Here is a 12,603-nt window from a genome sequence, read left to right as displayed (position 1 = left end):
ATGACCAAGTTGCTTGCATATCCCATATCGGTTATTTATTTCATTTTCTTTGGGATTACCTTGTTGGTATTTCATCCGTTGCAATGGGTGGCATTGAATGTGTTCGGATATACAACACATAAGGTAGTTGTAGATGCCCTGCAATTTTGTTTGATGCGCTGCCAGAATTTACTGGGCACTCGTTTTTCTTGTGACCATCCGCACAAAGTACCCGACGGACATCCTGTAATTATTGTTTCCAATCACCAAAGTATGTTCGATATTCCACCCCTTATTTGGTATTTGAGAAAACACCACCCAAAGTTCATTAGTAAAAAGGAGTTGGGAAAAGGGATTCCAAGCGTTTCCTATAACCTTCGTCATGGAGGTTCGGTCCTAATAGATCGAAAAAACCCTAAGCAAGCCATTATAGCCATTAAGGAGTTTGCCAAGTATATTGAAACCAATAATAGGGCTGCAGTAATATTTCCGGAGGGAACACGGAGTCGGGATGGTAGGCCAAGACCTTTTCAGGTAAAAGGATTGCATACTTTGTTCGAAGGAATTCCATCTGCTATCATACTTCCCGTATCAATTAATGATTCATGGAAAACCATTCGGTATGGTAAATTCCCAATGGGCTTAGGAACCCACCTAAAACTGAAAATACACCCTCCCATTAAGTTGAGTGATCACCCAGATCATGCTGCTCTTATAAAGTCCATTGAAACCCAAATTAAGGATGACCTCAAATACTAGTTCCCTAATAGATCGCACCAAAGCTTTTGTTCAGAAAGAATTGAAATCTGCCGAAGGGGGACACGATTGGTTTCACATAGAAAGGGTATTTAAAAATACCTTGGCAATCTCTAAAACGGAAAAGGTGGATGAGGAAGTGGTATTATTGGCCGCATTACTTCATGATATCGCCGACGCCAAATTCCATAACGGAGATGAGAGCATAGGGCCTAGAATAGCGCGAAAATTCTTGGAGGATGAAGGGGCCTCCTCAGTCACCATCGAGCATGTGGTTTCCATTATTGAAAATGTGTCATTTAAAGGAGGCAATACCCTAAAGACATTCGATTCGCCTGAGCTCCGAGTGGTACAAGATGCGGATCGGTTGGATGCTTTGGGAGCCATTGGGATTGCCCGCACTTTCAATTATGGAGGGTTTAAAAACAGGAGCCTATACGATCCTTCCATTCCACCAAACTTGCACATGACCCCAAAAGAATATAGAGCCTCTAAGGCCCCAACGATTAACCATTTCTATGAAAAATTACTGCTTTTAAAAGATCGAATGCATACAGAAACTGGAAGGCGGCTGGCCGAGAAAAGGCATGAATTCATGGAAAATTTCCTCTCACGGTTTTATGCCGAATGGGAAGGTGAGCAGTAACTAAAATAACTTTTGTTGAGGATTTTTAAGGTTTAGGTAGTGAGTGTTGTCCAACACGGGCATTTTTTTCCCTTTTAAATACTTTGTTCTTCCCAGACGCACCGTATCTGCAATTTGCTTGGCCAGGATTCCCTCACCCCTCATCCTACGACCCCATTCATTGTCGTTCAACTTTCCGTTGTGACATTCGGCAATCTGATGCAACATTCTATCGGCTTTATTCGGGAGTCTTTTCTTGGCCCAATCGGAAAATATTTCTGCAATTTGGCCATTTAACCGAACTATGGTGTGGGCAACACTAATGGCCCCTAGTGAAGCCACTTTTTTAATGATTGGTAGGATTTCATGGCTATTAAGTGAAGGAATAATTGGGGCGATCATCACATTGACAGGAATATTGTGCGATGATAGGACTTCTACGGTCTTCAATCTATTTTTAATGCTAGAGGTCCGTGGTTCTAATAGCCTGCGGGTATCTTCCGAGAGAGAGGTTATTGAAATATGTACGCCAATAGTGTTGTAACGAGCCATTTCCTTCAACAGATCTAGGTCGCGAAGTATTAATGCATTCTTGGTAATGATGCCTGTTGGATTTCTCCATTTCAGCATTACCTCAAGACATTTTCTAGTAATCTTGAGCTTTCTTTCAATGGGTTGGTAGCAATCCGTATTTCCAGAGAACACAATGGTATCACCCATCCAATTTTTGCCCCTAATCTTTTTTTCCAGTAGGGATGGAGCGTTTTTTTTTATTAGTATGTTTCGTTCAAAATCAACGCCGGCACCATATCCCCAATATTCATGGGAATTCCGTGCATAGCAATATACACAACCATGCTCGCAACCCTGAAAAGGATTGGCCGAATACATCATACCTACATCCGGACTGGTAACCTTATTTACAAATGTTTTTGGGAATACATCTATATACTGCGTGCGACTCTTATCGGCTTCTTCGCCTTCAATCTCACAAAAATTGAGGTACTCGTTTAAGGGCTCGTGTTCGAGCGCTTGAAAACGATTATGCACTTTTTTTTGGGCGCCACGCCCGTGAATGGATTGGGACATAATTTACTTTGTAGGATGTCTTCCTCAAAGTTAATTACAATTATGGAATAATTCCAATTTTATTTGGAATATATCCTAATCTCTATAATTGTAATCCCAAGTGTAGATGATGGTTTCATTATCTACAAAAGAGGTGGAAGTAAATGTGGCAAAAACAGGGTAATCATCGGAATCGTATGAATAATCTGCAACTACCTGATGTACAACAACATTGTTCGAATTCCTGAAAACGATTTCCTTGGGGTTATTTAAAGGGAATAACATTCTGGCCTGTACGATTTCAGAGGGTTGTGGTGCCATTGAGAAATCAACGTCAACACGATCCAAAACATCGATCATTCTAGCAGCATCTAAAGTATAATAGTATGGATTGTGGGTGTTATCGTAGCCAATTTCTGCAGTATATTCTTCGGTACCCTCAGATGTTTCTTCTAAAAGTAACACCCGAATCGGATTGCCATTGGAATCATATTGCAACACATCGCCATATTGGAAGCCTTCGTAGGGAGATTGATACAGATCATTAATGCTGAAGGGTTCGCCGTTGCCTGTTAGCGTTATTAATTGGTCATTTTCATAGACCAAAACACCCGTCTCCTCACCATTGCTCGCGCTGGTTACACGATTGTTTACATAATTAATCTGAAAGGTTCTGTTTACAGTTGGGTCTTGAACCGAATTCATGGTAACTTGGGAGATCAATCTAACAGGGACGTCTCCATTTACCTCTTCGAATTCATCGGAGACACTATCATCACTGCATGAAAAAATAAAAAAAGAACAAAATATCAGGGTGAATAGTTTGCGCATAAGGTGAATTTTTATCTAAGAATTAGTGTAGCGAAAAGTACTATTAATGGATGGTTCTCACAAAATAAACCTAACAGAATACTTGAAGTTTTAAGAAGCGCTTATTTCCCGGGAAATTCTGGCTTGCGTTTCTCCAAAAAGGCCTGCGTCCCTTCTTTGAAATCTGCGGTACCAAAGCACTTACCAAATTCCGTAATTTCGGTATCGAAACCATTTTCACCATCTTCAAATCCAGCATTTACCGAATTAATAGCGGCAGCGACGGCCACAGGAGAGTTCCTCATAATTTTGCCAGCAATCTTTTCTGCCAATGGGAGCAATTCGTCCTGGGGTACTACATGATTTACCAATCCGTAAGATGAAGCATCCTCAGCAGAAATCATCCCTGCAGTCATGATCATTTCCATAGCCCGACCTTTGCCCACCAATTGGGGTAAGCGTTGAGTTCCTCCATATCCCGGAATTACACCGAGAGAAACTTCAGGCAATCCCATTTTGGCATTATCGCTCGCAACCCTGAAGTGTGCAGACATTGCCAACTCTAAACCTCCACCTAAAGCAAAGCCATTTACGGCAGCAATAACAGGAGTTCCTAAATGAGCTACAAAATCGAACAGAAGGGCTTGCCCCTGTGCAGCTAATCGCTCCCCCTGAGAAACGGAATAATCTGCAAATTCACTGATATCTGCACCAGCTACGAAGGCCTTTTCACCACTTCCAGTTATGATGATCACCTTAGTGTCATCATCTTTATCAGCTTCCTTAAAAGCATCGTGAAGTTCTTTGATGGTTGCCCTGTTCAGGGCGTTCAATTTGGAAGGTCTGTTAATGGTTATTGTGGTAATACCATTGTTGAAATCGCATAAAATATTTTCGTAATCCATCCTGCATTTTTTTGGGGAGTTTCAGGTGCAAGTTAGCCAAAGATGCGCCTTTATCAAAACCAAAATGCAATTGATAAGTTATTTGGGGATGGAAACGGTAAAAGTGGTTCCTTTGCCTTCATCGGTAGTAAAGGTTATGTTTCCTCCATAGGTTTCCACAATATTCTTTACCATAGCCAATCCCAACCCCATTCCACTAGACTTGGTTGTAAACTTAGGCTCGAATATTTTATCCTTATTACTGTCCAGAATTCCAATTCCATTATCCCATACGGTAATATGGGTTTCATTATCTTGGGATGAAACCGTAACATCTATCCTAGGATTTTCAGGTCGTTTCTGCTCTATTGCCTGAATACTGTTTTTGACCAAATTGGTTACGACACGAATTAATTGAGTCCGGTCAAATTTTGAAATGATTTCTTCCTCATCGGAAAAGAAATAAATATAATCTTCATTAAAGATTTCAATAGCGAGCTTGGTAATTCTAACAATATTCAAGGTCTCATCCTGCTGGGCAGGCATATCGGCATAGGTGGAGAATGCCGATGCAATAGAACTCATGGTGTCAATTTGTTGAATAAGGGTATTGCTGTATTCTGCGAGTTTCTGATTTATATTCTCATCGGTCGGATCAAATTTTCTCTGGAAACTCTGTACCGTAAGCCTCATGGGTGTTAGTGGGTTCTTAATTTCATGAGCTACTTGTTTTGCCATTTCCCGCCATGCTGCCTCTCGTTCACTGGCGGCAAGCTGCGCTGCGCTTATTTCTAATTCGTCGATCATACCATTATAAGCAACAACCAGATTCGAGATTTCCTGGGTAGTATTGGAGTCTAGATCAATTTTCTTGTTCCGTTTATTAAGTCGGGTATCCGTTATTTTTTCACTTACCTGATTTAGGGAGCGGGTTATATATTTGGACAGAAAATAGGCCAGTGCTATGGCGAAAAGTAACATGACCAAGTAGGCAATCCCCATGCGAGTGAGACTTTCCTTTAGCTCCTTATTAATGAGGTCGTCATCTTCAATATACGGCAAATTGAGTATGGCCAGCGGCTTGAATGAAGGATCTGTTATGTAGAAATAGGAGGACTGGTACTTTTGACCGTCTTCCATGAACTCTATGAGGTGCCTTTTATCTGCAGAGTTCTCCAAATTTTCAAGAATTTGTTTGGGAAGTCTAGCATGAGAAGTGTCCTTTAAAAACGACGCGCGGGAGGACTTCAGTAGCTTCCCCTGAAGATCATAAAAATAAATCTCCAGGCCATTTACATCCTTTATCTCATAAATCTTGTTCTTGAAGATTAGCGGAATGTTTTCCGTTTCAATGGGATAAGTGGTATTTCTAAGAACGTATTCAATGTTTTTGGTAATCGCAGTTTCCTTACGTGACAAACGTTCCCGGTGATAATCCTGCGCTTCCTCCCTATATTGATATACGGTTACTACCGCTATGAGAATGGAGGCGGTTGCCACCAACAGTAACATGGATAAGAAAATTCGGAAACGTAATGATTTCAATAATCCCATAGGGTTAGATTTGCTTCAGATGATAGCAATAATTGAACCAAACAATAGAAACGTAAATATCCATGCTATTTTGTGCTGTTTTTTTCACGAATACGCTTATAAAACCTGAAACCAAGCATTATTAGTACGCTAAAGGCAACAATTCCAACGACGCCATATATCCAATTTACCGCATTTTTCAATATTACCAAGAAAACCACAGCAAAGAGAATGATGGTAGCGCCTTCATTAAAAAGACGCATAAAATTGGAAGAATGCTTCACTACATCTTGCTGTAACTGTTTGAAATAATGATGGCATTTTATGTGATATATGATCAATAAAACCACAAAACCCAATTTTACCTGCATCCACGCATCGCTTATATAAAAAGGCCGAATGTAAAGTAGCCAAATCGCAAAAAACAGACTTAAAATCATGGATGGCCAAGTAATGATATACCACAGCCGCTTTGCCATTATTTTTAGTTGAGCCCCAAGTATTTCCTTATCTGGGGAAGGTTTGTGGAAAGCCTCTATTTGGTATACGAACAATCGTACGATATAAAACAAACCTGCAAACCATGTGATTACAAATATGAGGTGCAGGGATTTTATGTAATTGTATTCCATAGGGCCACAAAGATACGCTTACTTATCCTCTTCAATAAAAAGATAATTCAAATTGAGTTCATTGAATGCGGTATTGAACGAAGCTACTTCCTTCGAGACCAGCGCTTCAAATTTGGTGAGTTCTGCATTGATCTTTTGTGTCAATTCGTTTTTTACAGCTATATCCTGATCTGTCGGGGGGAAATCATCCATGCCCACTAGACTATTTAGATGCGCCAATTTGTTGGTCAATCTTATGGGGAAATTCAACGGATCCTGACCACTTCGGTTTTTGGTTTGATACAGCGCTTTTTCAATTTCCGAAAATTGTTCGCTCAGCGTCTTTGCCCTATCTAAAAGATCTTTTACCTGTTCGTTTTCCTTGTATTGCTTCTGAAAGGCCTCAAGCTGCGTATTGATCTTCCTAATTTTTTTGATGGACTTGTGGGCACGATCTACAGTTGCATTAATATCTGTAATGAAATCGAACTGAACCTGCATACCCCTAATATCCGTCTCTGCGTTTTCATCTGGTGAAATGGTGAAGTTCTGCACCTGTACTTCGTCTTCTACCTGCAGAACCACTTTGTATTGTCCCGGCACCGCTTTGGGGGCATTGGTGCTGGCCCACCATAAGATCATTCCCTTAAGTCGCTCGGCACCTTTTCCCCGAGTGTTCCAAGCAAACATGTTTGCGCCCTTCTCAACAGTCAACTTATCGTCTTTACTTTTGGTGCTAAAGGTTTTAATCGTGTCATTTTTAGAATTGAGGAAACTAAGTTTTACTTCCTTATCCTTGGGGTCTTCTAAATTAAAATAGGTAATAACTCCTGCGGGATGATTGGTTCCTGTGGTTAAGGATTTCTTAGTACTATTACCTCCCATTCTATACGTTTCCTTGGGTTTGAAAAGGTAATTTGGCTTTCCTTTGGCCGCATTTAATTGATGCAAAACGGTAAGATCGTCTATAATCCATAGGCTTCTTCCTTGTGTAGCCACAATGAGATTATTGTTTTTTAATGCTAAATCGGTAATGGGAACAATGGGCAAGTTGAGCTGAAATGGTTGCCAATTATCTCCATCATTAAATGATACATACATTCCGGTTTCTGTACCGGCATACAATAGACCTTGCTTAGTTTGATCTTCCCTAAGAACACGAGTAAAATGCTCGGGAGCAATGCCATTGGTTATTCGTTTCCACGACTTTCCGTAGTCTGTAGTCTTATAAAGGTAAGGCGTAAAGTCTCCTGTTTTATATTTGGTGCCCGCCACATAACAGGTCCCTGCATTGAACCTTGAAGGCTCAATACTGTTAATCATCATCCATTCGGGCATTCCTTTTGGTGTAACATTATTCCAATTTTGCCCACCGTCTTGAGAAACGTGTATAAGACCGTCGTCACTTCCTACCCAAAGCAATCCAGGTGTTATGGGACTTTCGGCTGCAGCAAATATGGTACAGTAATACTCTACGGAGGTATTGTCTTTGGTTATTGGGCCACCCGATGGACCCAATTTTGAGGGATCATTACGGGTAAGGTCTGGGCTAATTAATTCCCAACTTTGCCCCTCATTCGTGCTCATGTGCAAATGATTGGAGGCTGTGTACAGTTTATTGGGATCATGAGGAGAGAAGAAAATCGGGAAATTCCATTGAAATCGGTACTTCATGTCCTCTGCTCCATGACCCATGGGGTTGTCGGGCCATACGCTGATGCTTCGTACGGTATTGGTCTTATGATTGTAGCGCGTAAGGAAGCCATCATAGCTTCCTCCGTACACCACATCGTTATCTTCTGGATCGACAGCGATATGTGCACTTTCTCCACCAGCAGTTCTTTCCCAATCGTCCTCATCAATATTCCATCCTTCGGTTCTATGGGGAATACGAATTGTACTATTATCCTGCTGGGCAACATAAATGCGGTATGGGAAGGCATTGTCCGTAGTCACACGATAAAATTGTGATGTGGGCTGATTGTGATAGGTACTCCAAGTATCGCCTCCATCGTAGGTAACCTGTGCACCCCCATCGTCGCCAATGATCATGCGATCTGGATTTTCGGGTGCGATCCATAAATCGTGATGATCTCCATGAGGGGCATTATACGTTTCATAGGTTTTTCCCCCATCCGTACTTTTATGGTAGCGAACATTAAGGACATATACAATGTCCTCATCCTTGGTGTCCGCATAAATACGGGTGTAATACCAAGCTCTTTGCCTTAGTTTACGTTCACTGTTTACCTGTTCCCAAGTGTCTCCTCCATCATCACTTCTGTAGACTCCTCCTTTGTCCTTGTTTTCAACGATGGCCCAAACACGTTCACTATTCACTGGTGAAACGGTCACCCCAATAATTCCTAAGGTGTCTTTCGGAAATCCTTTGTTTTCTGAAATCTCCTTCCAGGTTTCACCACTATCGGTACTTTTCCATAGGGCAGAACCTTCACCGCCACTGCTAAGACTATAGGGGGTCCTTCTTACATTCCATGTAGAAGCATATAGGATTCTAGGATTATTAGGATCCATGGCTAGGTCTACAGCACCCGCATTCTCGTTGGAGAATAGTGTTTTTCGCCAAGTCTTACCTCCGTCCGTACTTTTATAGACACCGCGCTCTTGGGTAGGCTTGTAAATATTGCCCATCACTGCTGCAAAAACCACATTGTGGTCTTTGGGATGGATGGCGATTCTTGGGATGTGCCTTCCTTTTTCCAAACCACTTTGTGTCCAAGTCTTCCCTGCGTTTTCCGATTTCCAAATACCATACCCAGAGGATACATTTCCACGTACGGTCTTTTCGCCACCGCCCACATAAATAACATTTGGATCACTTTCGGAAACTTCAATGGATCCAATGGAACCGCCGAAAAAACCGTCGCTTATATTTTCCCAAGTTCTGCCACCATCCTTGGTTTTCCAAATACCACCACCTGTGGCCCCAAAATAAAATAGATTGGGCTTGTTGGGGACTCCTGTAACGGCAGCACTTCTTCCACCTCGAAAAGGACCAATTAGTCTATATTCCAGTGCATCAAATAATTTCTCGTCATACGTTTGTGCGTTTATGGACATAAGGGTTGCCAAAAAACAGCAAAGAAAAATCAATGAGGGATGTAAAAATCGTTTCATGAGGATGGTTTAAAAATTGGATTCCTAAAGATAGCCATTATTGGCAAATCCTAAGGCTCTTGTGTGAAGTGGAAATCTAAAAGGGCTTTAAGATGGATAGAATCTACTTGCTTGAATTGTTCTTCCGCAAGGTCTGGGGCATAGGTTGGAGGTTCCAAACCAAGATCCTTTGCTTTTTGAATGTAATATGAAGACTTTGATGGATGACTTGGATGCACCGCATTGAAGATATGCCCGAAAGCCTGCCGTTTTATAATTGTCATTAATAGTTTAATACAATCATCCCTGTGAATTAAATTGACCGGAGCCCTTCCATTACTTAGGTTTTCCCTACCCGCTAAATAACGTGCGGGCTGTCTGCTTCCACCAAAGAGTCCACCAAACCGCACTATGCTTGTATTGAAGCGCGAAGTAAAAAATAATTGCTCTACTTGCAATAATTGTCGACCTGCTTCAGTGTCTGGTTTTGGAGGATCTTTCTCGGTAACTGTTCCCTGTGCGTCACCGTACACTGATGTGCTACTTACGAAAATGATATTTTCAACGCTGGAGTGTTCTATTTCCGACAAAAAATGTGACATTTTCAACACATAATCCGCACCTGAGTTTCTTCGTAGGCCCGGGGGAATCATGATGATCATATCTTGAACTCCGTTCAGGAATTCTTCAACAGGTCCGGACACTCCATCTTCTGAGATCATGATGGCAAATACGTCCCATCCGTTTTTTACTAATTGATCCGCTTTATCCTGTGATGAGACACTTCCTCTTATGGTATAACCAAAAGTCTTAAGTTGATGCGCTAATGGCCAACCAAGCCAACCCATCCCTGCAATCGCAATTGTTTTACTCATTGTCTGGTATGGATAAAGTGTCTTTAACGGTCCTTAAGCTCTCCAAATCCAGCTGTTTCTTTACAATGACTGCATCTGTAGTTACAAAGGCTAATGGCATGGTGTTCGCGGGTCTCTTATTTATAGTGAACAAAGGATTCTTGGTTAAATCGAGAGAGTATTCCAACACACTAAAATTAGGATTAACACCATCCGGAAGTGAATACGCCACTTCTAGGGAATCACTTTCAGACACATTGTAATGCATCATAAAATTGCTTTCCCTGTTGCCCAATACCGCACCTGTACTATCGGGTTCCACTTTCATACCGTTATAGGCCAAAGAATTGAAAACGACCGTGGAGTCCGAATACAATCGAAGTATATGCACATCCCTTTTCGGAATTAAGGTAAATGTGACCTCTTGGTTGCCATTTACCAAAGTATCTCTTTCCAAACGAAGGTTAAAGGATGGAATATTTATGCTGGGCGCCGGAGCTGCATACCTATATCCCGTATTGTATTTACTACCTGCAGAGCTCGTTACATATTTGGAGGCTTCCTCTGGTGTATCACCTAGATACCCACGAACCCATTCATCCGGATTTTCATCGTAAGTAACCCAATATGAATTGCCTTCATCTGCATTTTGATAATAGAGTAGGCTAGTGGGTTTTTGTCGTCCTTCATTATAGCCACTGTCGAAATGTGCACTTATGAAAAAACCGAATGCCAGGATAAAGAAAAAGATAGAGAACAGGCGTTTTCCACGATAAAACCCGATGACATTGTAAACCAATCCGAAAAGCAGTACCGTAAAGACACAACTAATCACTAGCATTTCCAATCCTAATCCAACTGGAAAGAATTGAATGAGTGGTGCAAAAATGAAAATGGCGGGTGCACTAAGAATTGCCATTAGCAATAAATTGGGTTTTTCCTGTCGGGTCAAAACCCAAAGTCCGAGTAACCCAAAGAAAACAGGAATGATAAAAAATGCGCCCCCTTTAATCACGAAGAAAACAACAGTATTAATGATGAGCCATAAGAATAGTGGGGCGATGTAGCCACTTGCCACATTTTTAATCCCGAACCTTCGATAGATCATAAATGTTATGGCGAGCGAGAGTACTACAAAGAAGGCGATGTAGGTATGTCCGTTATAGGTAAACCCATGATCTATTTCATTATATTGAGGATAGATTTTTAGCAGAAGGGTCCATCCAAAAAACCCAATTAAGCCACATAGAATAAGCGATATGAGCAATGCCCCGAAACCCTTGCCTATTTCTTTCGTGTTCAATTTATCCTTTTTTATTCCTTGAAACACGAGCAAGAAGAAGGCAATAGCTGCAAGCAATAACATGGGAAGAATCCACGAAAACGGATAGCTTATCATATTTACAAAGGGGAGGTTTACGTACACATCATCTTGATCACTTTTCATATTGGCAAGGTCCGCTTCGGCATAGTGATGCAATAGTGGAAGCAAATAACTTCCTTGATGTTGTAATGTCTTCCTGTCTAAGTTCTCAAAATTATCATTGGCCGTATGGTAATCGTAATGATCATCAATAAAAGCAAAAAACAACCCATCTATATCCCCATCTTCCCTCAGCACTGTGGAATCAGTATCGTTAGGTAACATTTTGTAGATGCTATACATTAGGGAAGAGGCTACTGGAAACTTCACGCCAGCATCTATAAAAGATTGAATTATATGATGATTGCCTTGATTGCTTTCCAAAATCATATTGCTAGGGCCACCGCTTCCTCGGGCTTCAAAATTCAAGGCTAGTCTTATGTCCTTTGCCCAAGGATGTTGGTTCACAAAAAGATCGGCACCATCCAATCCAATTTCTTCGGCATCTGTAAAGAGTACTACAATGTCATTTTTTGGTTGAATTCCATTGGCACGATACGCCCGAAGACTTTCCAAAATGGTAACAATACCACTTCCTGCATCACTGGCACCAAACGAGGGAACCATGGCACTGTCGTAATGAGCAAAAATCAATAGGGCATTACCAGGTTGTGTCCCTTTAATTCGCCCCATAATGTTGATGGGTTTTACCAATCCACCCCAATCATTGTAAATAAAACCTTCTTGTGTTTGCACGTCGGACAAACCTAAATTCTGTAGTTCTTTAACCAGATATTCGCGGACCCTGGCGTGTTCATCATTACCAATAAAGTGCGGAGCTTTGGTAATTTCCTTTAGGGGTATTAAGGCCCTCTCTGCAGAGAATTCTGTGTCTGGAGCAGAGGCTGGCGTTGCCTTGCTAGGCATTAGGCTGTAAAAGCTATAATAAGTAAGGGCCAATAGGAGTAAAAGGGAGAGGAAGGCGTATTGTCTTTTCATTAAA

10 protein-coding genes are annotated in these 12,603 nt (G+C 41.4%); 2 read left to right on the top strand and 8 right to left on the bottom strand.

Translation table 11 applies throughout. The features are described 5' to 3' along the window. A complete protein-coding gene (locus AC6JAD_RS05400; RefSeq protein ID WP_461302162.1) occupies window positions 1-738 on the top strand; it encodes a lysophospholipid acyltransferase family protein in 738 nt (245 codons plus the stop codon). Continuing rightward, complete coding sequence (locus tag AC6JAD_RS05395) at window positions 722-1,381, top strand: HD domain-containing protein (RefSeq protein WP_461302163.1); 660 nt, start codon at window positions 722-724, stop codon at window positions 1,379-1,381. The genes AC6JAD_RS05400 and AC6JAD_RS05395 overlap by 17 nt, the downstream gene beginning before the upstream one ends. Here the strand turns inward: AC6JAD_RS05395 and AC6JAD_RS05390 are convergent, their stop codons facing one another. The 8 genes from AC6JAD_RS05390 to AC6JAD_RS05355 all read right to left on the bottom strand — a co-directional run bounded on the left by AC6JAD_RS05390 (window position 1,382) and on the right by AC6JAD_RS05355 (window position 12,599). After that, on the bottom strand, window positions 1,382-2,449 hold the full coding sequence (locus AC6JAD_RS05390; protein WP_461302164.1) for a PA0069 family radical SAM protein: 1,068 nt from the start codon (window positions 2,447-2,449) through the stop codon (window positions 1,382-1,384). A 75-nt stretch (window positions 2,450-2,524) separates the two neighbouring features. Beyond that, window positions 2,525-3,259, bottom strand: coding sequence for a hypothetical protein (locus tag AC6JAD_RS05385; protein WP_461302165.1), 735 nt, complete (start codon window positions 3,257-3,259; stop codon window positions 2,525-2,527). Window positions 3,260-3,360: 101 nt separating this feature from the next. Then, window positions 3,361-4,143, bottom strand: a complete 783-nt coding sequence (locus tag AC6JAD_RS05380) for an enoyl-CoA hydratase/isomerase family protein (protein ID WP_461302166.1) — start codon at window positions 4,141-4,143, stop codon at window positions 3,361-3,363. Window positions 4,144-4,221: 78 nt separating this feature from the next. Next, a complete protein-coding gene (locus AC6JAD_RS05375) occupies window positions 4,222-5,676 on the bottom strand; it encodes a sensor histidine kinase (protein ID WP_461302167.1) in 1,455 nt (484 codons plus the stop codon). A 65-nt stretch (window positions 5,677-5,741) separates the two neighbouring features. After that, window positions 5,742-6,287: a CopD family protein gene (locus AC6JAD_RS05370; protein ID WP_461302168.1), complete on the bottom strand. Its 546-nt coding sequence runs from the start codon at window positions 6,285-6,287 to the stop codon at window positions 5,742-5,744. Window positions 6,288-6,305: 18 nt separating this feature from the next. Continuing rightward, entirely contained in the window at window positions 6,306-9,347 is a 3,042-nt protein-coding gene (locus tag AC6JAD_RS05365; protein ID WP_461302842.1) for a VPS10 domain-containing protein, read from the bottom strand. Window positions 9,348-9,454: 107 nt separating this feature from the next. After that, window positions 9,455-10,258 (bottom strand): Rossmann-fold NAD(P)-binding domain-containing protein, encoded by an 804-nt coding sequence (locus tag AC6JAD_RS05360; protein WP_461302169.1) that lies wholly within the window; start codon window positions 10,256-10,258, stop codon window positions 9,455-9,457. Further along, window positions 10,251-12,599: a M20/M25/M40 family metallo-hydrolase gene (locus AC6JAD_RS05355; protein WP_461302170.1), complete on the bottom strand. Its 2,349-nt coding sequence runs from the start codon at window positions 12,597-12,599 to the stop codon at window positions 10,251-10,253. Before AC6JAD_RS05355 ends, AC6JAD_RS05360 begins: the two co-directional genes overlap by 8 nt. Between the last annotated feature and the right edge of the window lie 4 nt (window positions 12,600-12,603).

Source organism: Aureisphaera sp. (assembly GCF_059726885.1).
The sequence above is the reverse complement of the archived record's forward strand: the minus strand, read 5'-3'. Positions and strand labels throughout refer to the sequence as shown.